The following is a 23,691-nucleotide window of genomic DNA, read 5'->3' as shown; positions in this document are numbered from 1 at the left end:
CCGGTGTGCAGGGTCAGCGCGCCCGGATCCGGCGGCCGGTGACGCTGGTGGGTTCGATGCGCAGCCACAGATCGCGGCTGCCGCCCGGCCAGGGGGTCGAGTACGCCGCGGTGGTCAGCCGCCGCACCCTCTCCGGGTCGGTGACCCGCTGCGCGCGTCCGACGACGAGGACGCTCCAGCCCTCGCTGAGCGCCTCGTCGATGTGGTCCACCTCGAAGGCCACTTCGGTGCCCGCGGCCGCCGCGGGGGTGGCGTCGGGCGCGGTCCGGAAGACCACGGCGTCGTCCACCACGCTGTAGTTGACCGGGATGACGGCGGGTCCGCGCGCGGTGGTCACCGAGACCCGGCCCACTCCGTGCCCGGCCAGCCGGTCCCGGCACTCCTCGGTGTCCAGCTCCAGCAGATCGGGGTGGGGCGCCGCCTGTCCGCGACCGGGTGGCCGTTCGGCGCCACCGCCGCGCAGCGCCGCCGCGCTGGTGTCCAGTGCCGCCGCGATCCGCAGCAGCGCCCCGGCTCCCGGATCGGCCGGATACTCCTCGAGATAGCGCACATAGCCGGGTGAGGTGCCCGCGCGCGCCGCCAACTCAGCACGGGACACGCCGAGTTGTGCGCGGCGCTCGGACACCCGGCGCCCGATGTCGCCGCCGCCGGCCACCGGCCGTGCGGCTGCCGGACCCGGCCGTACCACGTCGGACATCGCCCTCACTCCTCCCGGGTCGCCAGGGGCCGGATGGGACCCCCGAGCGCGATCTTGATCGCGCCGGTGTCGGTGGCCCGCGAGAAGACGTCGTACGCCTCCTCCATCTGGTCCAGCTCGAAGACATGGGTGATGAGCAGGGACGCGGGCAGCCGTCCGGCGGCCAGCATGGACAGCAGCGTGGGTGTGGAGTACGTGTCGACCAGCCCGGTGGTGATCGTCACGTTCTTGATCCACAGCTCTTCCAGATGCAGGGTGGCGGGCCTTGCGTGCACTCCGACATTGGCGATCCGGCCACCGGGCCGCACCATGCGGGTGCATGTCTCGAAGCTCTGTGGTGTGCCCACCGCCTCGATCACCACATCGGCGCCCAGCCCCTCGGTGAGGTCGTCGACCAGCCGTTCCGGGTCCTCGTCAGCGGAGGCCACCGCGTCGGCGCCGATCCGCTTGGCGGCGTCCAGCCGCGCGGTGGCGTAGTCGACGGCGATGATCCGGCCGGGGGAGAAGAACTCCGCGGTCGCGATCGCGGCCAGCCCGATCGGCCCGGCTCCCACCACCGCGACCGTGTCCCCGGGGCCCACCCGGCCGTTGAGGACACCCACCTCGTAGGCGGTCGGGAAGATGTCCGCCAGCAGGACCGCCTCAGGGCCCTCGGCCGTGCCGGGCAGCGGATGCATCGACAGATCGGCGAACGGCACCCGCACATACTCGGCCTGTGTGCCGTTGACCGTGCGCCCCAGAATCCAGCCCCCGCCCCCGCGGCACTGCCCGTACGCACGCTCCCGGCAGAACCGGCAGTGGCCGCACGCCGAGATGCAGGAGATCAGCACCCGGTCCCCCGGACGTACGCCCCTGACGTCCTCCCCGGTCTCCACCACCTCGCCCAGGGCCTCGTGGCCGAGGACCGTACCGGGCCTGACGTCCGGTACGTCGCCGTTCAGGATGTGCAGGTCGGTGCCGCAGATGGTGACCGTGTCGATCCGCACGATCGCGTCGGTGACCTCCTCGAGGTCGGGGTCGGGCACCTCCTGCCAGGAGATCCGCCCCGGCTCGTGGAAGACGAGTGCTTTCATGGCCGTTTCCTCTCCTCACCTCGTGGCATGCGTGATCTCAGTTCTGGTCAGCTCTGGGGGACGACGGCGACCGGACACGCGGCGTGGTGCGCCACGGCCTGGGCGACGGGCCCGAGCCGCGGACCGAGGCCCGTCCGGCGCGGACCGCGCCCCACGACCATCAGCGCCGCCCCAGCCGCGGCGGCCACCAGCCGCCGGGCCGGGCTGTCCGACGCGATCTCCTCGACCACCCGCACCCCGGTGAACTTGTCCCGCCACGGCGCCAGCGCCTCGCTCAGCGTGTACTCCGCCTCTTTGTGGGCATCGTTCAGCCCGACGTCCACGACCCAGGGCGCGGAGCCCCGTATCGCGGGAACCCTGTTGGCGTACACACACCGCAGCCCCGCACCACGCCGGGCGGCGGTGTCGAACGCGAACTCCAGCACGTCATGGCACGACCTGCGCGGATCCACCCCCGCCACCACATCGGCGTCCCGGGTGTCCGGGGTGTCCGCCCGTACCAGGACGACGGGGGTGGCGGCGCGGGCGGCCAGCTCCAGACCGACCGAGCCCAGGAAGAATCCGGCGACCGTGCCGAGCGAGCGGGACCCGACCACCAGCAACTGGGCCCGCTCCGCCTCGGCCAGTAGCACGGGCCCGGGATAGCCGGGTATCTGGTCGGTCAGGATCGGCATCTCCGGGTGTTCGGCGTCCAGTTCAGCCCGCGCGGACCGCAGCGCGCGCTCGGCCCAGTAGTGCCAGGCGGCCTCCCGGCCCGGGGTGAGCTCCAACTGCTCGGGCCCCGGCCAGGCGTTGACCAGCCGCAGCGGAGCGTCACGCAGCATCGCCTCGCGCGCCGCCCAGTCGGCGGCGGCCAGGCTCTCGGGGGACCCGTCCAGGCCCGCGGTGACGGGGCGCACCATCGCTGCCCTCCTCTCCGGCGTGGCGCGGTGCGGTGCGGCGTCGTGGGCGCCGGGACTCCTGCGGCCGTATCGGCTCCGGGACGCCTGCCGGACCATGTCGTTGTTGACCGGCGTCTTTGTTGACCGGCGCGCCGACCGGGGGCAGTACGGCCCACCCGGGCAGCCCCGCCCCGGTGCGACCTTTCGGCCGCCGCCGCGGCACACCCGCGGCGCCGGGGGCCGCCCGCTTCTCGCGGGCCCTGATTGCGCGGTGCGCGGTAGCCGGTGACACACGTCAGCGGCGGTCACCGGTCCGCTTCTCCGCGTCTGCTGGACGCCCCCGGTGCCACTTTCCAGGGCACCACGTCCGGGTGGCCCGCGCCAGGGCCGACCGGTCCCGGCCAGCCCCCGCCCCCCAGGACAACCGGCCCATCCACCCCGAGCCCCCCGGCCCCGCCCCGGGGCTGCGTCATCTCCGGCGGCCACCGTGCCGCCCATGCGCGCCGCGCGGCGGTGGCCCGGACCCAGCCCGGACCCACTCGTCGGCGCCCGCTCACCGCGCCGCGCGGAACGCTCAGCCGACCGGGACCAGGACGACCGGGCAGTGGGCGTGATGGAGGACCGCGTGGGTGACGGGGCCGAGCTGGAGGCCAAGACGGGCGGTGCGGCGGTGGACGGCCAGGACCAGGACGTCCGCCGCGCGGGACGCCTCCACCAGGGCCTGCGCGGGGGCGCTGTGGACCGTGTCCTCGCGGACGCCCACCTGGCCGAACTCCTCGCGCAGCGCGGCCACCACGCGGTACGTCTCCGCCTGCGCGTGCTCCGCCCGCAGGGCCACGACCTCCCTCGAGGGCAGCGTGTGGTCGCCGCCGAAGGCCCGGGGGTGGGTCCACGCGTACAGCACCCGCAGCCGCGCCCCGCGCCGGATGGCCTCCTCGAAGGCGAACCGGGCCGCCGCCTCGTCCGCGCCGCCCTCGACCCCGACCAGCACCTTGCCGTGGCCCTCGGGCCCGTACGCGGCCGGGACATCGCCGCGTACCACCAGCAGCGGGCGGTGGGTGTGGGCGGCCAGCCGCAGTCCGACCGAGCCCAGCAGCAGCCCGGTGAAGCCTCCCAGACCGCGCGTGCCGATGACGATGAGCGAGGCGCCCTGGCCGATCCGCAGCAGCTCCGGCACCGCGTCCTGCGCGGTGAGGGTGGGGACGATCCGCAGCTCCGGGTCCTTCTCGGCGGCCCGCGCCACGGCGAGCCGCAGCACCGTGCGGGCGATCTCGACCGGGGGCCGCTGGGGTTCGCTGTCCATGTCGAAGGCGAGCGGATCGGTACGGGCCCATGGCCAGGCGTGCACGATCTCCAGCGTGGCATCGCGCCGCCGGGCCTCGGCGACGGCCCTGTCCAGCGCGGCCCAGGCGCTGTCGGAGCCGTCGAGGCCCACCACGACCCGGCCGTCCTGGGCCGGCTTGCCGGGAGCCGTCATGACGCGGCACCTCCCTGGCCGGGGGAGTCGTCGACGCGATAGGTGAGCCGGTCGACCACCGCCACCACCCCGTCCACCTGTCCGGCCATCCGCACCGCGATGGGGATCTCGCTGTGCCGGTCGAGGCGGCCCTCCAGCCGCACCACCCCGTCGGTCACGGTGACCGTGACGGTGTGCGGCAGCAGCCACAGCGAGCGCACCAGCACCTCGTCGATCACCTCCGCGCGGATCTCGTCGTCCGGGCGGAGGAAGACCCGCAGCAGATCACGGCGGGTGACGATGCCGATCAGCCGGTCCTCCTCGTCCACGACGGGGAGCCGTTCGATCCGATGGCGGTCCATGGAGCGCGCGGCGTCCACGATGGTGTCCTGGGGGTGCACGGTGACGGCGGGCCGTGACATCAGCTGCCAGGCGGTGCGTCCGTCGGGGGGCTGCCGTGGCACTCCGTCGGCCCGTCCGCCCCCCTGATGGCCGCCGTCCTGGCGGCCTGTCAGCTCGCTGAGATCGGTACCGCTGATCACGCCGACCACCTTGTCGTCGTCGTCCACCACCGGCAGACCGTTGATGCGGTGCCGCGCCAGCAATTGGCTGACCTCCTCGAACGAGGCCCCGTGGCCCACCCGGACAACATCGTCGGTCATCACGTTGCCGATCTTGCGGTGCTTCATCCCTGCCTCCCCGGATCCTGTCTCCAGCCTCCGATGGCACCCCCTTCGCCCTCATGGGCTGCCCGGGGTCCGCTCGGGGCCGACCGGCCCGACCCGGCGGTCTGGGCCGAACGACCCCCGCCGGGGCCGAAGCGCCCCTCGCGCCCGGGGCCGGACGGCGGGAGGGTGGGGACGTCGGACGGCGAAGGCCACTGCGAAGGACGGTGGATACGGTGGTGCTCCCCCTGATCGTGGGTGTCGACGGCTCACAGTCCAGCCTCAACGCGGTGGACTGGGCGGTGGACGCGGCGGCCCGGCACCGGCTGCCACTGCGCCTGGTGCACGGCTCGCTGTGGGAGCGCTATGAGCACATCAGGCCCGCCACCGATCCCGAGCGCCCCTGGGACCGGGTGCTGTCCGAGCAGATCACCGACACCGCGGCCGAGCGCGCGCGGCGCCGCGGCCCCGATGTGAAGATCTCCACCGAGGTGGTGCCGGAGGACCCGGTGTCCGTGCTGCTGCGCGCGGGCCAGGAGGCGTTCGGCGTGGTCACCGGAGCGCGCGGCCGGGGCGAACTCTCCGGACTGCTCCTCGGGTCGGTCGCCCTGACGGTCGCCGCCCGTGCTCCCTGCCCGGTCACCGTCGTCCGGGGCGGGACGCCCAACCGGCGCGGTTCCTTCGGCCGGATCGTGCTCGGTGTGGATGAGCCCGGCGGTGAGGCGGCGCCCGCCCTGCGATACGCCTTCCGCGAGGCCGAGGCGGGCGGCCGCGAGCTGGCCGCCGTACGGGCCTGGCGGTGCCCGGCCGGTGAGATCACGGACGACCTGATGATCTACGGCGATCCGGTCCGCGCCCACTGGGCCCGCGCCGAGCGGGCCCTCGACGACGCCCTGCGGGTCCCCGAACGGGACCACCCCAAGGTCGTCGTCCGCCGCGAGACCGTCGAAGGACCGGCCCGCAAGGCGCTGCTGCACGCGGCGGCCACCGCCGATCTGCTGGTCGTCGGCGCCTACCGGCGCCACGGCCACATCGCGGGGCTCCAGCTCGGACTGGTCGCCCACACGGCGCTGCACCATGCGCCGTGTCCGGTGGCGGTCGTCCCCGAGCGGACATGACGTTCCGCGCGCAGGGAACACGGACGCGCGCAGGGACACGGACGCCCGGTGGAACACGGACGAAGGGCACACCCGGCCGCGGGACGAGCGGCGGCCCGGCAGCGGGTACCCATCCGGAGACCCTACGAGGGAGAGAGGCCCATGCCAGACGTACCGACCTCGGCGGCGAGCGGGCTCGCCGCCGACGAACTGCACGCCCTGGACGCCCACTGGAGGGCCGCGAACTACCTCGCGGCCGGCCAGATCTATCTGCTGGCCAACCCACTGCTGACCGAGCCGCTGCGCCCCGACCACATCAAGCCCCGGCTGCTGGGCCACTGGGGCACCTCACCCGGGCTCAACCTCGTCCACACCCATCTCAACCGGGTCATCAAGGCCCGCGACCTGGACGCCATCTGCGTATGGGGCCCGGGGCACGGCGGCCCGGCGGTGCTCGCGGGCTCCTGGCTGGACGGCAGCTACGCCGAGGTCTACCCCGACGTCGGCCGGGACGCGGCGGGCATGGCTCGCCTCTTCCGCCAGTTCTCCTTCCCCGGCGGGGTGCCCAGCCATGTCGCCCCCGAGACCCCCGGCTCCATCCACGAGGGCGGTGAGCTCGGCTACTCGCTCGCCCACGCCTACGGCGCGGCCCTGGACAACCCCGGCCTCCTCGTCGCCTGCGTCATCGGCGACGGCGAGGCCGAGACCGGACCGCTGGCCGCCTCCTGGCACGCGAACAAGTTCCTCGACCCGGTTCACGACGGCGCCGTACTGCCCATCCTCCACCTCAACGGCTACAAGATCGCCAACCCCACGGTGCTCGCCCGCCTCCCCGGGCCCGAACTGGACGATCTGCTGCGGGGATACGGCCATGAGCCGATCGAGGTGTCCGGCGACGAACCGCTCCAGGTCCACCGGGACCTGGCCCGGGCCATGGACCAGGCACTCGACCGGATCGCCCTGCTCCAGCGCACCGCCCGGGAGGAGGGCGTCGGCGAACGTCCGCGCTGGCCGGTGATCGTGCTGCGCACCCCCAAGGGCTGGACCGGGCCCGCCGAAGTCGACGGCGTCCCGGTAGAGGCCACCTGGCGCTCCCACCAGGTCCCGCTGCCGGGCGTACGGGAGAACCCGGAGCATCTGCGGCAGTTGGAGCGGTGGTTGCGCTCCTACCGGCCCGAGGAACTCTTCGACGACGACGGGCGGCCCCGGCCGGAGGTGCTGGCCTGCGTCCCCGACGGGCGGCGACGGCTGGGCGCCAATCCGCACGCCAACGGCGGACTGCTGGTGCGCGATCTGCCCCTGCCCGACCTGGAGCGGTACGCGGTCCCCGTCGAGAAGCCCGGGGTGACGCTGCACGAGCCCACCCGGGTGCTCGGCGACCTCCTGGAGCGGGTCATGGAGGACAGCGGCGACCGCCGCGACTTCCGGGTCGTCGGCCCGGACGAGACCGCCTCCAACCGGCTCCAGGCCCTGTTCCGGGCCACCGGAAAGGCGTGGCAGGAAGAGACCCTGACCACGGATGAGCATCTGAACCGGCATGGCCGGGTCATGGAGATCCTCTCCGAACACGTCTGCCAGGGATGGCTGGAGGGCTATCTGCTCACCGGACGCCACGGGCTGTTCTCCTGCTACGAGGCGTTCGTGCACATCGTCGACTCCATGGTCAACCAGCACATCAAGTGGCTGAAGGTGTCCCGGGCGCTGCCGTGGCGGCGCCCGGTGGCCTCCCTCAACTACCTGCTGACCTCGCATGTCTGGCGGCAGGACCACAACGGCTTCTCGCACCAGGACCCCGGCTTCGTGGACCATGTGCTCAACAAGAGCCCCGAGGTGGTGCGGGTCTATCTGCCGCCGGACGCCAACACGCTGCTCTGTGTGGCCGACCATGTGCTGCGCAGCCGGGACTACGTCAATGTCGTCGTCGCGGGCAAACAGCCGTGCTTCGACTGGCTGGACCTCGACCAGGCCCGTGCCCACTGCGCCCGCGGCGCCGGAAGCTGGGACTGGGCGGGCACCGAGAACGGCACCGGCGAACCCGATGTGGTGCTGGCCTGCGCGGGCGACGTCCCCACCCAGGAGGTCCTGGCCGCCGCCGGGATCCTCCGCCGCCATCTGCCCGATGTGGCGGTGCGCGTGGTCAACGTCGTCGACATGACCCGGCTGCTGCCCCGGAAGGAACATCCGCACGGGATGCCGGACGCCGAGTTCGACGCCCTCTTCACCCGCGACCGGCCGGTCATCTTCGCCTATCACGGCTATCCGTGGCTGGTGCACCGGCTGGCCTACCGCCGGACCGTCCACCCGGAGCTGCATGTGCGCGGCTATCTGGAGTCGGGCACCACCACCACGCCCTTCGACATGGTCGTCCGCAACGACCTGGACCGCTACCGGCTGGTGATGGACGTCATCGACCGCACCCCGGGCCTCGGGGTGCGTGCCGTCGCCGTACGCCAGCGGATGCAGGACGCGCGCACCCGCCACCACGCGTGGATCCGCGAACACGGCACCGACATGCCCGAAGTGGCGGAGTGGTCCTGGAGCGGATGAGCCACCGCACGGGGGCACCGGGAGCCGCGCCGGCCCCGGGTGCTGCCCCATGCCCCGTACGGCCCCGGGTGCTGCCCCATGCCCCGTACGGCCCAGCAGAAAGCGCCGTTCCGCCCGCGCCGCGCACACCATGGGCCCATGACGGAGGAGAAGGAGCAGGGCCGGCGCTCGGGACTGATCGGCGAACTCTCCGCGGAGTTCGCCGGGACGATGGTGCTGATCCTCTTCGGCTGCGGTGTGGTGGCGCAGGTGGTGGCGGCCGGCGCGCTCACCAAACCACCGGGCGCGCTCGGTGACCACGACTCCATCGCCTGGGGCTGGGGGCTCGGCGTCACCCTGGGTGTCTATGTCGCGGCACGGCTCAGCGGTGCGCATATCAACCCGGCGGTCACCCTTTCCCTCGCGGCCTTCAAGGGCTTCCCCTGGAGCAAGGTGCTGCCGTACACCCTGGCCCAGACGCTCGGTGCGTTCGTCGCCGCGCTGCTGGTGCGCTGGAACTACACCGAGGTGCTGGCGGGCGCCGACCCGAAGCACACCTTCAAGACCCAGTTCGTGTTCTCCACCCTGCCGGGCAACGGCTCGCTCCCGGTGAGCGAATGGGGTGCGCTGCGCGACCAGATCATCGGCACCGCCATCCTGGTGCTCCTCATCTTCGCCGTCACCGATCTGCTGAACACGCCCCCGCAGGCCAATCTGGGTCCGTTCATCATCGGCCTCATCGTGGTCGGAATCGGCATGGCGTGGGGCGCCGACGCCGGATACGCCATCAACCCGGCCCGTGACTTCGGCCCCCGGCTGGCCAGCTACCTCACCGGCTACCACACCGCCTGGCGGGACCAGTACGGGAATTTCTACTTCTGGGTGCCCATCGTCGGACCGCTGGTCGGCGGACTGGTCGGCGCGGCCCTGTACAAGGTCCTGATCAGCCGTTTCCTCCCGGTCCCCGGCCCGCAGGAAGTGGGACGCACCCCCGCTCCCGAGAGCTGAGCCGGGCCGGACCCATCCACGAAAGGCGGCGGACGGATGCCGGAATTCGTCGGAGCGGTGGACCAGGGGACCACCAGCACCCGCTTCATGATCTTCGACCACGACGGCAGCGAAGTGGCGAGGTACCAGCTGGAGCACCACCAGATCCTGCCGCGCTCGGGGTGGGTCGAGCACGACCCGGTGGAGATCTGGGAACGCACCAACTCCGTGATGCAGAACGCCATCCGCACCGGCGGGCTCTCACCCGCCGACCTGGTCGCCATCGGCATCACCAACCAGCGCGAGACCACCGTCATCTGGGATCCGCGCAACGGCCAGCCGTACCACAACGCCATCGTCTGGCAGGACACCCGCACCGACACCATCGCCGCCGCCCTCGAACGGGACGGTCACGGCGAGGTCATCCGTCGCAAGGCCGGACTGCCCCCCGCCACCTACTTCTCCGGCGGCAAGATCAAATGGATTCTGGACAACGTCGAGGGCGTCCGCGAGGCGGCCGAACGCGGCCACGCGCTCTTCGGCAACACCGACGCCTGGGTGCTGTGGAACCTCACCGGCGGCCCCGGCGGCGGAATCCACGCCACCGATGTCACCAACGCCAGCCGCACCATGCTGATGAACCTGGAGACGCTGGACTGGGACGACGAACTGCTGGAGATCTTCGGCATTCCACGGGCCATGCTGCCGACGATCAACCCCTCCTCCCACGCCGAGGCGTACGGCCAGGCACGTACCACCCGCCCGCTGCGCACCGCGACCCCCATCACCGGTGTTCTCGGTGACCAGCAGGCGGCCACCGTCGGCCAGGTGTGCTTCAGCCCCGGCGAGGCCAAGAACACCTACGGCACCGGCAACTTCCTGGTCCTCAACACCGGTACGGAGCTGGTGCGTTCGACCAGTGGACTGCTCACCACGGTGGCGTACCAGTTCGACGGCGAACCCGCCGTCTACGCCCTGGAGGGCTCCATCGCGGTGACCGGCTCGGCCGTGCAGTGGCTGCGCGACCAGATGAAGATCATCGAGGACGCGCCCGCCAGCGAGCGGCTGGCCCGCAGCGTCGAGGACAACGGCGGGGTGTACTTCGTCCCCGCGTTCTCCGGTCTGTTCGCCCCGTACTGGCGCTCCGACGCCCGTGGCGCGATCGTCGGCCTGACCCGCTACAACACCAATGGCCATCTCGCCCGCGCCACCCTGGAGGCCATCTGCTACCAGAGCCGGGACGTGGTGGAGGCCATGGAGAAGGACGCGGGAATCCATCTCGATGTGCTCCGGGTGGACGGCGGGGTCACCGACAACGACCTGTGCATGCAGATCCAGGCCGATGTGCTGGGGGTGCCGGTCAGCCGCCCGGTGGTGGCCGAGACCACCGCGCTGGGCGCCGCCTATGCCGCCGGTCTCGCCACCGGTTTCTGGGGGGACACCGATGAGCTGCGCTCCCACTGGAGCGAGTCCAAGCGGTGGGAGCCGGAGTGGAGCGATGAGCGGCGCGAGGAGGGCTACGCGGGCTGGAAGAGGGCCGTGCAGCGCACCCTGGACTGGGTCCAGGTGGGCTAGCTTGATCTTTAGAAGTCATCTCATTTGGCGGGGTCCGTAGGCTCAGGACCGTGATGGGGATCGTTGAGCGGCTGGTGCCGGACGAGTTGTGGGAGTTGTTCCAGCGGGTGGTGCCGGAGGCACCGTCGCGCCCGCAGGGCGGTGGCCGACGCCGTCACGGGGACCGCGAGGTGTTGGCCGCCGTCGTGTTCGTGGCCACGTCAGGGTGCACCTGGCAGCAGCTGCCTGCCGCGTCGTTCGGGCCCTCGGGAGCGACGGCCCACCGCCGCTTCGCCGAGTGGACGAAGGCCGGGTCTTTGCCAAGCTGCACCGCCTGGTCCTGGATGAACTCGGCTCCCGCGGCGAGCTGGACTGGTCGCGCTGCGCGATCGACTCGGTGAACATGAGGGCCTTGAAAAGGGGGACCTGACAGGTCCGAATCCTGTCGACCGAGGCAAGTACGGCTCAAAGATCCATTTGATCACCGAGCGGACCGGTCTGCCCCTGTCCATCGGTATCCCCGGCGCCAACGTGCACGACAGCCAGGCCCTGCTCCCGCTGGTCACGGGCATCCCGCCCATCCGCTCCCGCCGAGGACCCCGGCGCCGCAGACCGCACAAGCTCCACGCGGACAAGGGATACGACTGCGCCCACCTGCGGCGATGGTTATCCAGCCGCGGTATCCGGCATCGCCTCGCCCGAAAGGGCGTCGAGACCTCGCAACGACTGGGCCGGCACCGCTGGACCATCGAGCGCACCATGGCCTGGCTCCCCATGTCGCCGCCTGCACCGCCGCTACGAACGCAAGGCCGATCACTTCCTCGCCTTCACCAGCATCGCCTGCACCCTCATCTGCTTCCGCAGGCTCACCAAATGAGCTGACCTCATAGTGCTCACCGTTCCACATGCTTGCATGCTAGAAACGGGAGTTGAGTTCGCCCGTAATCTGGGGAGGGGGCGTTCGTGAGGACCGGGTCCGTGAAGCGGCCGGAACGTGTTGCTGTCATCGGAGTGGGCATCCTCGGAGCCAGCGTGGGCTGGAACCTGTCCCGGCACGGCGCCAAGGTGGTCTTCATCGACGCAGGCCAGCCGGGCGAAGGCGTCACCAACTGGTCTTTCTCCTGGGTCAACGCCAGCAACAAGACCACGCGCAAGTCCTACTTCGACCTGAACGTCGCGGGCATGGCAGCGTACCGTGAGCTTGCCAGGACCATCGGGCCAGACTCATGGTGGTATCCCAGCGGCCACCTGCGCTGGGCAGACGATCCCGCGGCAGAGACGAAGCTCCTGAAAACGGCCGAACAGCTGGCCAACTGGGACTACCGGGCTGAGGTGTACACGGGGGCCGAGGTATGCCGCCGCCTCGAACCTGCTCTCACGATGCCCAGTGAGGTTCCAGTCGTGTTCTACCCCGACGAAGCCTGGGTGCACGGACGTCATCTCGTCAGCCGCCTGGTCGGCCAGGCCGTTGCGTCCGGCGCCGAGCTCCGGTCCGGCACCGCGGTCTATGACATCGACACAGGTACCGACGGGAGCATCCAGAAGGTTGCTCTATCTGATGGGAGCTGTCTCGACGTCAACATCGTCGTGAACGCAGCAGGCCCCAGCGCCTCCCACGTCGCCGAGCTCATCGCACGGCACTTGCCGATGCGCCGGGAACCCGGAGCCGTCACCCGGATCGACTGCACTCAGGTCCCGGTTCACCGGGCCATGCACGCACCGCACATCGAGATCCGTCCTGACGGAGACGCTTCGGTAGTCCTCCACAGCCGCGAGGTCGACGCACTCATCGACACAGGCGAAGATCCAGCGCAACTCGCACGGCTGCTCCACGAATCGGCGCGGCAGGTCGTTCCCGAACTCGGCAACGCCCGCATCGCACAGACACGGGTAGCCCACCGGCCCATCCCAGCCGACGGATTCCCCTCGGTAGGAGCGGTGCCGTCCGTGCCGGGCTACTACGAGGCCGTATCCCACAGCGGCATCACCCTCGGGCCGGTAATCGGCCCGCTGCTTGCTTCGGAGATCCTCAGCGGCGAGAGAAATGAGATGCTCGCGGACTTCCGCCCGGAGCGGTTCCCCCCGTGACAGCCCTGCAAGCGCCACCAGTACCGCGACCAGGCGGGCGCGTCTCCGTGCGCCCGAAACAGTCTCGTAAAGCCGCGCCGCCGCGTCACACGAGCCGGAGAGACCGGACGGTCCTCCACCTCTGCCGCTCCAACCCGCGCACGAGTCATCCGCGTCTGGTGGTTGAGCGCCACACCAAGAGACGTGTTGCAAGCAGCACCAGCCGCTCAGCGACCCCCACCATGGCCAGAGCCTACTGACCCCCCAAATGAGATGACTTCTTAACCTCCACCCGGTTACCAGGAGGCGCTGGGTGGCGCGAACGGCTACGAGCAGGTCCGGCTGTGGTGGACCAAGAGCGGGCCAGCTTGGTGATGACGGCCGCCGTCGAGGCCCCGCGCTGGGGGCCCGACAGCGAGTGACGTTAGGCGGACCGGCTGACGTCGTCGAAGTCGGTGGAGGCCGACAGCTCGGCCCATGCCAGCATGTCGCGCTCGAAGGCGTCGCGTCCGGCCTGGACGAGCTGAAGCGCGTCGGTGCCGAGCAGCAGGCGCGTCGGCGGCTGGTCGGCCGCCACGATTCGCAGCACCGCGGCCGCGGCCTTGTCCGGGTCGCCCGGCTGGTGCCCGCTGCCGTGGATGCGCCGGGCGCGCAGCGGCTCGAACAGCTCGTCGTAGTCGGCGATCACACGGGGTGCGCGGATCATCGAGCGGCCGGACCAGTCGGTCCGGAAACTGCCCGGCTCGACGGCGGTGACATGGATGCCGAATTCGGCGACCTCCTTGCCGAGCGTTTCGAGGATGCCCTCCACCGCGAACTTGCTGCCGTGGTAGAAGCTGAGGCCCGGCATGGTGATCAGCCCGCCCATCGAGGTGACGGCGATGATGTGGCCCGAACGGCGTTTCCGCATGTGCGGCAGCACGCCCTTGATCACCGCCACGGTTCCGTAGACGTTCACCTCGAACTGACGGCGAAGGTCATCCATCGACGACTCCTCGAAGAGGCCATCATGGCCGTACCCGGCGTTGGCGACGAGTACGTCGACCGGGCCCAGGTCGCGCTCGGTCTCGTCCACGACCGTGTCCACCGCGTCATGGTCGGTCACGTCCAGGATGCGGGCGTGCGCGTCGCCGGCGAGCGCCTCAAAGGCCCGTGCGTCGGCGGGCGTGCGCACCGTGCCCACCACCCGGTGGCCCGCGGCCAACGCCGCGCGCGCGAGTGCGCGGCCCAGGCCGGTGCTGACGCCGGTGATCAGGAATGTCTTGGTGTCCGACACAGGAGTTCCCTTCGTGCGATGCGAACAGAGGCCGACCGGGGCGGTTAGGCCCCGGTCGGTCTCGACACGTTCCACTTCAGCACCGGAATCGGCTGCTGATCGACTTCCGGGGGGGCCGCTTCGCCCCGGGGACAGCCGGACCGGGGGACTGCCAGTCCCCCTTTCGCGGGCCGTCGGGGCGATCTTGGGCCCTATCGTGAACGGCATGGACCGCAACACAGCTCTCGGTGAGTTCCTCCGCTCTCGGCGGGCACGGATCACCCCGCGCCAGGCGGGCCTGTCCGACGACGGCGGCTCGCGGCGAGTGCCAGGACTGCGCCGCGAAGAGATCGCGCAACTGGCGGGCGTGAGCGTCGACTACTACGTACGCCTGGAACGCGGACGCCGACTGAACGTCTCCGAGACCGTGCTGGACGCCATCTCCCGCGCGCTACACCTCGATCCCGTCGAACGCACCCATCTGTTCCAGCTCGCCAAGCCCGCCGCAGGCAGGCCCCGCCGCACGGCGACGCGTCCGCAGCCGGTCCGCCCGGGGCTGCGCGACCTGCTCCGGATCCTCGAGCACACTCCCGCCCTTGTGCTGGGGCGGCGACTGGACATACTTGCGTCCAACCAGATGGCACGTGCGCTGCTCACCGACTTCGACGCGCTGCCGCACCGCGGGCGGAACCTGGTGCGGTTCATGTTCTGCGACGAGACCGCCCGCTCGCTGTATACCCACTGGGACACCCACGCCCAGGACATTGTCGCCTCGCTCCGGCTCGACGCCGGACGCCATCCCCACGATCCACTGCTGGCCGAACTCGTCGGCGAACTCTCGATCACGGATGAGGACTTCCGCCGCTGGTGGGCCGACCAGAACGTGTATCGGCACACGCATGGCAGCAAACACTTCCACCACCCGATCGTCGGCCCGCTCACCCTCAATTACGAGTCCCTCACCCTGCCCGCCGACCCGGACCAGCGGCTGAGTGTCTACACCGCCGAGGCAGGCTCCGGCTCCGAAGAGGCGCTTCGGCTACTGGCCGCGTGGATACGGCAGCCCGGGACCTCGAACGGGCAGCACGCAGATCATTAGACGCCCGCCGGTCCGCGAGGAGCGGTCGGCCATAGTGGCTGCGTCCCATGAGCCGGGATGGGCGTTATGGAACACCGGCAGACCTTGCGCCCCACCGCCGGTGTCCCGAAACCCTCGTCGAGGGCAACGGTCCTTGTCGTGAGCGCCGGCCAGGACAGGCGGCCGTCGATCAGGGTCCGCGAGGGAAGCGAAGAACCTCGCGGACCGGCTAGTTGCCAAGCACCAGCTGATGTAAGCCATCTACCACAACGGTATGCGTGTCCCCGTGTCCCCGTGCGCCGAGGCCGCCACGCTCGCGAAGTCGGCCGTGGCCTACAACGCTGGCGCGTTGAACCGGACCCGCCACAGGTCGGCGTATCTGTGGTCGAGATATTCGATTGCGAACATGGTTTTGTCTCCTTGTGCTGTCCGGCGAATATCGATGGCCCTCCTTTCATCGCCGGAGGAGGGCCATCGACGCGCGTTGCCGGATCTCGAACGTCGTCAGACTGTGCCGAAGTCGACCTCGCCTGAGCGAACCAGTCCGATGAACGAAGACCAACCGTCCGGACTGAACTGTAGGGCCGGGCCGTCCGGTTTCTTGGAGTCGCGAACGCCGATCACACCACGAGTCGCGGTCACATCGGCGATCTCGACGCAGCTATTTCCTGAGCCGCCGCTGTACGACGACTTGTACCAGGCATCTTCGGGTGCCAGCTCAAGGGCTGGGATGTGAGTGTTGATGGCTCTACAACTCTCGTGCTAGAGATCTTTAAGGGTGTGGGTTACGTGGGGGCGTGACGGCTGTCGTGGGTCGCGCTATGCCGGAGGAATGAGGTATCCCGATGGTGGAGGGCTGACGGCTGAGGAGCGTGCTCGGCGTGAGGGGATCCGGTTGGCTGCCGCTGATCTGATCGAGGCCGGGGCCGCTGACCGGGAGGTGGCCCGGCGGTTCAGGGTGAGCCGGATGTCGGCGAACCGCTGGCGGCGGGCGTTGGCTTCGGGCGGTCGGCAGGCCCTGGCCTCCAAGGGTCCCGGCGGTGCCCGCTGCAAGCTCGATGCCGGTCAACTACGTGTGCTGGAGGCGGTGTTGGATGCCGGGCCGTCCGCCGTCGGCTGGCCTGACCAGTGCTGGACGTTGGCGAGGATCGCCGAGGTCGTACGCCGCCGGTTCGGCGTCGAGTACACCCTGGCCGGGATGGACCTGCTGCTGCACCGCATCGGCTGGAGCGTGCAGGTCCCGTCCCGCAAGGCCGCCGAGCGCGACGAGGAGAAGATCGCCGCATGGAAGGACGAGCAGTGGCCCGTCATAAAAAGACGGCGGCGGACCTGGGCGCCTGGCTCTGCTTCGAGGACGAAGCCGGCCAGGGGCTGAGGCCGCCCAGAGGCCGCACCTGGGGCCGGCGAGGCCACACACCGGTGGTGCGGGTCACCGCTGCAGGCACCAAACGCGTCTCCATGGCGGCACTGATCTGCACGAAGTCCGGCCACCGGCCCCGGCTGATCTATCGCACCCACCTCGACCGCGGCCCTGCCAAAGGCCGGCGCAAGGGCTTCACCGAGACCGAGTACGCTCGCCTGCTCGACGCCGCACACCAGCAGCTCGGCGGCCCGATCGTCCTGGTCTGGGACAATCTGAACACGCATGTCAGTCGTGCCATGCGACAGCTGACCGACGCCCGATTATGGCTCACCGTCTACCAACTGCCGCCCTATGCACCCGAGTTCAATCCTGTCGAGGGCGTCTGGTCGCATCTGAAACGCTCACTGGCCAACCTCACCAAACACAGCCTCGACCAGCTCACCGTGCTCGTGAAGACCCGGCTCAAACGGATGCAGTACCGCCCCGGCCTCATCGACGGCCTCATCGCCAAGACCGGCCTCGACTTCCAACCGCCGTAACCTCAGCCATTGAAGATCTCTAGTCGTTGCATGAATTCGGGTGTCTCCTCGGACGGGAGCGCCGAGGCGATCATCTGGTTGAACCTACGGGTGAACCGAGCCACCTCCTTGGGCTTGTCCGAAGTCGAGACCGCAGCCCAAGCGTTGTCCACCTGCACCATCGGGGGCAGTCCATCACCCAGGTCGAGGATGGCCAAGTCGCTGCTCGCGCGATACCCCCGACCGTTGAGGGGCAGCACCTGGATCTTGACATGGTCGAGTTCCGACAGCCGTGTGATTTCCTCGTACTGATCCAGGCGCCTGCTGGGCAGCCCATCGACGCTCAGGCTCTGGCCGGAGTCCTGGAGCAGCCGCGCCACGAGGAATGGACCGGCATGATGGTCCGCGCCATGGAGTCACCGGAGTGGATGGAGCTGTTCGTCTCCTGCTCGTTGCCTTCTGGCCTGATCCGCATGCTCTTCCCGCAGGACGCCAAGGGCACCGTCCTCACCGATGACCCGTACCCTTCGTCGACTGCCGCGGTCGAAAGAGGCGCCCTGACGTACCTCGCCCGACGCCTCTCAGACCAGAAGACCGCTGGGGGCGGCAAGCTGTGGGAGTTCGGCGTCATCGGCCATGGGCCCGGCAGCGATGAGCTGGCCGCACAGGTCGCGGACGCCATTCGCACCTGGGACCGCGAGTACCGCGGTCGCGAGGCCAAGTTCGAGATCCAGCCCCTCGACGACTGCTTGACCGATCTGGTCAGCACCTGCCTCAATCACGAAGCCAAGCCGGGACTGACCGTCTTGCTCCGATCTTGCAGCCTCGGGGTGGGGGCTGTCCCGGAGGCACTGCACCGCACGCTCTCAGTCGCTCTGGACTCCAGCGAAGTGGTGATCTCTCATGCACTGGACGCCACGAAAGCGGGCAGCTCCGCACAGTGAACACGCCTCGGAGGATCTGAGCTGACCGCGGGCAGAGCTACTCTCGACCCGTGGCTTCCCGCGAGGGAGAGCGAGTCCCCGGCCTGGTGGGGGCCGCGGTTGCGGCCCCTGCCGGACGGCGGTTTCCTGGGAACGTATCCGGCGGTGAAGTGTGATCGCACCGGGGCCACGGCGTGACCGGGGCCCGGACCGGTCCCGTGTCTTCGGCGCCCGCCTTGTCCGCCGCCGCCGGTCCGCAGGCGACCGACGCGGAGGTGGTCGAGGTGAAAGCCGTTGTCTACGAAGAGCCCTTCACCGTGGCCGTGAGGGACGTCGACGATCCCCGGATCGAGCATCCCAACGATGTGCTCGTACGGATCACCTCCAGTGCGATCTGCGGTGCGGACCTGCATATGTACGAGGGGCGTATGGCGGCCCGGCCGGGCATCGTCTTCGGACACGAGAACATGGGCATCGTCGAGGAAACCGGCTCCGGCGTCACCTCGCTGTCCACGGGGGACCGCGTGGTCATGCCGTTCAACGTGGCCTGCGGATTCTGCAAGAACTGCCTGGCCGGCAACACCGGCTTCTGTCTGACCGTCAACCCCGGCTTCGCGGGCGGTGCTTACGGCTATGTGGCGATGGGGCCGTACACCGGTGGCCAGGCGGAACATCTGCGGGTGCCCTACGCCGACTTCAACTGTTTGAAGCTGCCCGAAGGCGATGAGTTCGAGACCGACTTCGTTCTGCTCGCCGATATCTTCCCGACCGGCTATCACGGGTGCGAGCTGGCACAGGTCTCCCTGGGTGAGAGCGTGGTCGTCTACGGCGCCGGACCGGTGGGGCTGATGTCCGCCTACTCGGCCCTGTTGCGCGGTGCCGCCAAGGTGTTCGTGGTGGACCGGGTGCCCGAACGGCTGGCCAAGGCCGAGGAGATCGGGGCGATTCCCATCGACTTCACCAAGGGCGACCCGGCCGAGCAGATCAAGGACCGGACCGGCGGGGAGGGCACCGACAAGGGGGTGGACGCGGTGGGGTACCAGGCCCAGTCCCGCGACGCCGGCCACGAGGAGCCCGCGATCGTCCTCAACGGGCTGGTGGACACCGTGCGGCCGACCGGGATGCTCGGGGTGCCGGGCCTGTATGTGCCCTCCGACCCCGGCGGCCCCGACGAGCACGCCAGACACGGTGAGCTCCTCCTCTCCATCGGCCGGATGTTTGAGAAGGGGCAGCGGATCGGCACCGGCCAGTGCAGCGTCAAGCGGTACAACCGTCAGCTGCGCGACATGATCATTGCCCGTCGCGCCACACCGAGCTTCGTGGTCTCGCATGAACTCCCACTGGACCAGGCGCCGTCGGCGTACGAGAAGTTCGATCAGCGGATCGAGGGCTACACCAAGGTGGTGCTGCACCCGGCGCTGGCGGCCTGACCGTGGAACTCCCGGATCCCCGGAATCTCGGAATCTCGGGAATCCACGAAATTCATAAATGGGGTGAATGCGACATACTCGAAAGTGAGGCCCGTGTATGGGGGCTCTTCGAGTGGCGGCCGTGCTCCGGTGGCGGTGAGGAGGACCGATCATGAAGAGCGAGGCGGCGCTGGCCTTCGCCAGCGGTTACCTCTTCGGGCGCCGTCGCAGGATGCGGTGGGCCGTCGCGCTCGCCGGCATGGCGGCGGGCAAGCGACTCGCGTCCCGCGGCACGGATGTCCTGCCCACCTCGGACATCGGCAAGCTGGGCCGCGATGTCCGCGGTCAGGTGGCGTCCGCGGGACGGTCGGCCGTCGTGTCGGCGGCCAGTCATCGTATAGACGCTCTGAGTGACCGGCTGGAGCGCCGGGCGAGCACACTGCGCGGCCGGGACACGTCCGAGGAGCCGGACACGTCCGAGGAGCCGGATACGTCCGAGGAGCGGAAGACCTCCGGCGAGCGGGAGGCGAAGGGCAGGGCGCGGGAGCGCAAGAGCACTTCCGCCGCGCGGTCCGGCGGGCGCGGCCCGAGCGGGGAGCGGCCGCGGGGCGCGGAGCGGAGCCGGAGCGAGGACCGGCGGCGGAAACCGGCCGCCGACCGCCCGGCGAAGACCCGGAAGCGGAGCGAGTCCGGAGGGTCCGGACGGCGGAGTCAGGGGTGAGGGCCTATGGCGCGGAAGGCGGATGAACAAGGCTCGGGAGGGCTCGGTGCCCTCGTCCAGGAACTGCCCACCGAGCGCCTGAAGAAGGAGGCGCGGAACCTCGTGGGCGCCCTGGGGCAGAAGGCCGTGTCTTCGGTGACCCAGCGCGGCAAGCAGGCCGTGGGCAAGGCCGGAGGCGGTCTGGACGTACCCGTGAAGCCGCTGGTGAAGGCGGGGTTGGAGACCGTCAAGGACAAGGCGGTGGACAAGGTCGAGGAAGTGGTCCCGGGGCTGGGCGGTGGCAAGGGGGGCGGGCGGGACAAGTCGCTGAAGGTCACCAATATCGTCGAGCAGATCGATGTCGGCGCGCCCGTCTCGCTCACCTACGACCTGTGGACCCAGTTCGAGGACTTCCCCAGCTATATGAAGAAGGTCGAGGACGTCTCGCAGGAGTCCGACACCGAGCTGGACTGGAAGGCGCAGGTCTTCTGGTCGCACCGCAAGTGGCACTCCGAGATCGTCGAGCAGGTGCCGGACAAGCGCATCATCTGGACCTCACAGGCCGAGAAGGGCCATGTGAACGGCGCGGTCACCTTCCATGAGATCGCCCCCGAGCTCACCCGGATCATGGTGGTCCTCCAGTACTACCCGCAGGGCTTCTTCGAGCGCACCGGAAACATCTGGCGGGCCCAGGGCCGCCGGGTGCGCCTGGAACTGAAGCACTTCCGCCGCCATCTGATGGCCGAAGTGCTGCTCAACCCCGACGAGATCGAGGGCTGGCGCGGCGAGATCCACGAGGGCGAGGTCGTGGACGGAGAAGACGAGGGCGACGAAGGCGACGAGGGCGACGAGTACGACGAGGACGAAGACGAGTACGACGAGGACGAAGAGTACGAGGGCGAGGAGTACGGCGAGGAGGAAGAGGAGGACGAGGCGCCGCGGCGGCGCTCGCCCCGCCGCTGACCGTACCGATCACCGATCGGCGCTCAGATCTCACCCAAGTGCGCGTAGACCGTGCGGAGTTGACGCTTGAGGATCTTCCCGCTGGGGTTCTTCGGCAAGGATTCGGCGAGCGCCACGTACTTGGGCACTTTGTAGCCCGCGAGCCGGGAGCGGCAGTGGTCCAGGATGTCCTGGACGTCCACCGTCTCACCCGGCCGGGGCACCACGACCGCCGTCACCGCCTCGATCCAGTACGGATGCGGCACCCCGAACACCGCGGCCTCGGTGACGGCCGGATGGCTGTGGATGACCTCCTCCACCTCGCGCCCGGACACGTTCTCCCCGCCGGTGTTCACCATGTCCTTCTTGCGGTCGACGACGGTCAGATACCCCTCGTTGTCCATCACCCCCAGATCGCCGCTGTGGAACCAGCCGCCACGGAACGCCTCCGCGGTGCGCTCGGGGTCCCGCCAGTAGCCGAGCATGGTGTGCGGGCCCCGGTGCACGATCTCGCCGGTCGTGCCCGGCGGCACCGGACGGTCGTCCTCGTCCACCACCAGCGTTTCGACGTTGAGTGCGGCCCGCCCCGCGGATCCGGCCTTGCGCTCCTGGTCGTCCGGGCCCAGTACGGTGGCGATCGGGGACATCTCGGTCTGGCCGTAGAGGTTGTACAGCGCCAGCCCCGGCAGCCGGTGGCGCAGCTCGGCCAGTACGGCCACCGGCATCGACGCCGCGCCGTAGTAGCCCTTGCGCAACGACGACAGATCGCGGGTGCCGAACTCCGGATGGCGCAGCAGCGCGATCCACACCGTCGGCGGCGCGAACAGCTTGGTCACCCGCTCCGCCTCGATGGTGGCCAGCAGGGTCGCCGGATCCGGGCCGGGCAGCACCAGGGAGGTGGCGCCCAGATAGATGTCCGGGGTGAGACACGCGTGCAACTGGGCGCAGTGGTACAGCGGCATCGCGTGGATCTCGACGTCATCGGCCGACATATCGCCGACCACGATCGCCGTCAGATACTGGGAGATGAGATTGCGGCTGGTCATGATGGCGCCTTTGGGCCGGGACTCGGTCCCCGAGGTGTACATCAGCTGCACCGGATCGTCGTCCGTCAGAGCGGGGTCGGGGACCCGGTGGCCGTCCTCCTCGCCCAGCGCCGCGAGGTCCTCCCACTCGCCGTGCCCGCCGCCGATCGCCGCCCGCACCACGAGACGTGGTGGCGCCGCCTCCGCCAGCGCGGCGTCGGCGGCGTCGAGCAGATCCACGCCGGCGATGATCCCCACGGCCCCCGAATGGTCCAGCACATAGGCGACTTCGGGCGGAGTCAGCATGAAGTTGACCGGGACCGACACCGCGCCCAGCCGGGCGAGCGCGAAGTAGGCGACCACAAAGCCGTGTGCGTTGCGCGCGTACAGCACCACCCGGTCGCCCGGGACCACTCCGCGTGCGGCCAGCGCGCCCGCGGTCCGGTCCACCACCGCGTCGAGTTCGGCGAACGTCTGCCGCAGCGGACCGTCGACCACGGCGGTCTTGTGCGGCAGCCGCAGCGCGGTGCGCGACAGCAGATCGGCGATGCCGTGGCGGCGGGCGCGCACGATGTCCACGGGCAGCGAGGATGCGGTCACCGGTGTCTCCCGAGGTGGCGGGGTGGAGGGACGGATCGCCACGCTGACACGCCCCGGGGCGGGCTTCAAGAGTGACGTCGTCACCGTCGTCACCGTAGTCGCCGCGCCGCGGTGGCCGCCGGGTCCGGACCGGCCCGTCACCGCCCATATCGCACCCCACCGGACCAGGGGCCGGACGGCCCCGTCTCAAGGGCCGCGCAGCCCTGCCGCCGGGGCTCTCGGCGGGCCACTCTGGTGCTCCACACAAAGTGGGGGGAAGACGGACGGGCGGCCGCACCGAAGGAGTCATCTCGCCGACTCCAAACCATCTTCGGACGCGGCCGCCCGTCCGTCCTGTGCCATCACGCTCATCACGCACCACACGCAAGGGGGAGACGTATGTCCCGAACTGCCGCTCGCACCGGCGCCCTGCTCGCCGTCGGCTGCGCCGCCGCGCTGCTGTACCCCGCGGCGCCCGCCGGAGCCGCGGGCTCGGTCCACCTGTCCAAGATCTATTACGACTCTCCCGGCAGCGACAACGGCAGCAACTCCAGCCTCAATGCCGAATACGTCCAGATCAAGAACTCCACCTCACGCGGGGTCAGCCTCAAGGGCTGGGTGCTGGTGGACGCGAGCAACCACACGTACACCTTCCCGAGCTACACCCTCGGCGCGGGCAAGACCGTGACCGTGCGCACCGGCACCGGCTCGGACACCTCCGCCACCAAGTACCAGGACCGCCGGGCGTACGTCTGGAACAACACCAGTGACAAGGCCACGCTGCGCAAGAGCAGCGGATCCACCGTCGACACCTGCTCGTACAACAGCAGCCGCGTCGACTACAAGCTCTGCTGACCACCCCGGTGGCGCCATCCGACCGGTGCACCGCCCCGCCC

20 protein-coding genes and 2 pseudogenes are annotated in these 23,691 nt (G+C 70.2%); 13 read left to right on the top strand and 9 right to left on the bottom strand.

Annotated elements, in window-relative coordinates; genetic code table 11:
- Positions 1-13: 13 nt before the first annotated feature.
- The 5 genes from JK363_RS19525 to JK363_RS19505 all read right to left on the bottom strand — a co-directional run bounded on the left by JK363_RS19525 (position 14) and on the right by JK363_RS19505 (position 4,796).
- The gene (locus JK363_RS19525; protein ID WP_201876212.1) at positions 14-697 is read right to left on the bottom strand and encodes a helix-turn-helix domain-containing protein; all 684 of its coding nucleotides are present in this window, start codon (positions 695-697) and stop codon (positions 14-16) included.
- A gap of 5 nt (positions 698-702) precedes the next feature.
- Positions 703-1,770, bottom strand: coding sequence for a zinc-dependent alcohol dehydrogenase family protein (locus JK363_RS19520; protein WP_201876211.1), 1,068 nt, complete (start codon positions 1,768-1,770; stop codon positions 703-705).
- Between the two features lie 47 nt (positions 1,771-1,817).
- A complete protein-coding gene (locus JK363_RS19515; RefSeq protein WP_201876210.1) occupies positions 1,818-2,672 on the bottom strand; it encodes a universal stress protein in 855 nt (284 codons plus the stop codon).
- Between the two features lie 553 nt (positions 2,673-3,225).
- Positions 3,226-4,128 (bottom strand): universal stress protein, encoded by a 903-nt coding sequence (locus JK363_RS19510; protein WP_201876209.1) that lies wholly within the window; start codon positions 4,126-4,128, stop codon positions 3,226-3,228.
- Positions 4,125-4,796: a CBS domain-containing protein gene (locus JK363_RS19505; protein ID WP_201876208.1), complete on the bottom strand. Its 672-nt coding sequence runs from the start codon at positions 4,794-4,796 to the stop codon at positions 4,125-4,127. The genes JK363_RS19510 and JK363_RS19505 overlap by 4 nt, the downstream gene beginning before the upstream one ends.
- 212 nt (positions 4,797-5,008) lie before the next feature.
- On the opposite strand from JK363_RS19505, the gene JK363_RS19500 reads away from it, so the two are divergent.
- The 6 genes and pseudogenes from JK363_RS19500 (at position 5,009) to JK363_RS19475 (ending at position 13,024) form a co-directional block, all read left to right on the top strand.
- Positions 5,009-5,890 carry a universal stress protein gene (locus JK363_RS19500; protein ID WP_201876207.1) on the top strand — a complete coding sequence of 294 codons (882 nt, stop codon included), beginning with the start codon at positions 5,009-5,011 and terminating at the stop codon, positions 5,888-5,890.
- Positions 5,891-6,031: 141 nt separating this feature from the next.
- On the top strand, positions 6,032-8,416 hold the full coding sequence (locus JK363_RS19495) for a phosphoketolase family protein (protein WP_201876206.1): 2,385 nt from the start codon (positions 6,032-6,034) through the stop codon (positions 8,414-8,416).
- A 138-nt stretch (positions 8,417-8,554) separates the two neighbouring features.
- Positions 8,555-9,403 carry an MIP/aquaporin family protein gene (locus JK363_RS19490; protein WP_201876205.1) on the top strand — a complete coding sequence of 283 codons (849 nt, stop codon included), beginning with the start codon at positions 8,555-8,557 and terminating at the stop codon, positions 9,401-9,403.
- Positions 9,404-9,439: 36 nt separating this feature from the next.
- Positions 9,440-10,957 carry a glycerol kinase GlpK gene (glpK, locus tag JK363_RS19485; protein ID WP_201876204.1) on the top strand — a complete coding sequence of 506 codons (1,518 nt, stop codon included), beginning with the start codon at positions 9,440-9,442 and terminating at the stop codon, positions 10,955-10,957.
- A 53-nt stretch (positions 10,958-11,010) separates the two neighbouring features.
- A pseudogene (locus JK363_RS19480) lies at positions 11,011-11,813 on the top strand (IS5 family transposase).
- Positions 11,814-11,914: 101 nt separating this feature from the next.
- Positions 11,915-13,024, top strand: a complete 1,110-nt coding sequence (locus tag JK363_RS19475) for an NAD(P)/FAD-dependent oxidoreductase (protein ID WP_307821790.1) — start codon at positions 11,915-11,917, stop codon at positions 13,022-13,024.
- Positions 13,025-13,427: 403 nt separating this feature from the next.
- Here the strand turns inward: JK363_RS19475 and JK363_RS19470 are convergent, their stop codons facing one another.
- On the bottom strand, positions 13,428-14,279 hold the full coding sequence (locus JK363_RS19470; RefSeq protein ID WP_201876203.1) for an oxidoreductase: 852 nt from the start codon (positions 14,277-14,279) through the stop codon (positions 13,428-13,430).
- Between the two features lie 205 nt (positions 14,280-14,484).
- Here JK363_RS19470 and JK363_RS19465 point away from each other — a divergent pair, with 205 nt between their 5' ends.
- Complete coding sequence (locus tag JK363_RS19465; protein ID WP_201876202.1) at positions 14,485-15,357, top strand: helix-turn-helix transcriptional regulator; 873 nt, start codon at positions 14,485-14,487, stop codon at positions 15,355-15,357.
- A gap of 483 nt (positions 15,358-15,840) precedes the next feature.
- On the opposite strand, the gene JK363_RS19460 is transcribed toward JK363_RS19465, so the two are convergent.
- The gene (locus JK363_RS19460; RefSeq protein ID WP_201876334.1) at positions 15,841-16,053 is read right to left on the bottom strand and encodes a DUF397 domain-containing protein; all 213 of its coding nucleotides are present in this window, start codon (positions 16,051-16,053) and stop codon (positions 15,841-15,843) included.
- 115 nt (positions 16,054-16,168) lie between these two features.
- Here JK363_RS19460 and JK363_RS45030 point away from each other — a divergent pair.
- Positions 16,169-17,238, top strand: a protein-coding gene (locus JK363_RS45030; RefSeq protein WP_443726303.1) for an IS630 family transposase whose coding sequence is annotated in 2 segments (ribosomal slippage) — positions 16,169-16,646 and positions 16,646-17,238 — 1,071 coding nt in all. Because the reading frame shifts where the segments join, the coding sequence is not laid out codon by codon here.
- Positions 17,239-17,240: 2 nt separating this feature from the next.
- Here the strand turns inward: JK363_RS45030 and JK363_RS19445 are convergent.
- Positions 17,241-17,477 carry a Scr1 family TA system antitoxin-like transcriptional regulator gene (locus JK363_RS19445; protein WP_307821789.1) on the bottom strand — a complete coding sequence of 79 codons (237 nt, stop codon included), beginning with the start codon at positions 17,475-17,477 and terminating at the stop codon, positions 17,241-17,243.
- Between the two features lie 36 nt (positions 17,478-17,513).
- On the opposite strand from JK363_RS19445, the pseudogene JK363_RS19440 reads away from it, so the two are divergent.
- From JK363_RS19440 to JK363_RS19425, 4 genes and pseudogenes are all read left to right on the top strand, one after another.
- Positions 17,514-17,960 (top strand): annotated as a pseudogene (locus JK363_RS19440) (class I SAM-dependent methyltransferase); the annotation flags it as partial.
- A gap of 464 nt (positions 17,961-18,424) precedes the next feature.
- Positions 18,425-19,570, top strand: a complete 1,146-nt coding sequence (locus tag JK363_RS19435; RefSeq protein WP_201876333.1) for a glutathione-independent formaldehyde dehydrogenase — start codon at positions 18,425-18,427, stop codon at positions 19,568-19,570.
- Positions 19,571-19,721: 151 nt separating this feature from the next.
- Complete coding sequence (locus tag JK363_RS19430) at positions 19,722-20,270, top strand: hypothetical protein (RefSeq protein ID WP_201876199.1); 549 nt, start codon at positions 19,722-19,724, stop codon at positions 20,268-20,270.
- 6 nt (positions 20,271-20,276) lie between these two features.
- Positions 20,277-21,212, top strand: a complete 936-nt coding sequence (locus tag JK363_RS19425) for an SRPBCC family protein (RefSeq protein ID WP_201876198.1) — start codon at positions 20,277-20,279, stop codon at positions 21,210-21,212.
- 23 nt (positions 21,213-21,235) lie between these two features.
- Here the strand turns inward: JK363_RS19425 and JK363_RS19420 are convergent, their stop codons facing one another.
- Positions 21,236-22,816: a fatty acyl-CoA synthetase gene (locus JK363_RS19420; RefSeq protein WP_201876197.1), complete on the bottom strand. Its 1,581-nt coding sequence runs from the start codon at positions 22,814-22,816 to the stop codon at positions 21,236-21,238.
- A 378-nt stretch (positions 22,817-23,194) separates the two neighbouring features.
- Between JK363_RS19420 and JK363_RS19415 the strand changes: the two genes are divergently transcribed.
- Positions 23,195-23,650: a lamin tail domain-containing protein gene (locus JK363_RS19415; RefSeq protein WP_201876196.1), complete on the top strand. Its 456-nt coding sequence runs from the start codon at positions 23,195-23,197 to the stop codon at positions 23,648-23,650.
- The last annotated feature ends 41 nt before the right edge of the window (positions 23,651-23,691 follow it).

The organism is Streptomyces coffeae, assembly GCF_016741875.1.
In the GTDB taxonomy this organism is placed as follows: Bacteria; Actinomycetota; Actinomycetes; order Streptomycetales; family Streptomycetaceae; genus Streptomyces; species Streptomyces coffeae.
Note: the sequence above shows the minus strand (reverse complement) of the source record. Positions and strands in the feature narration are given on the sequence as shown.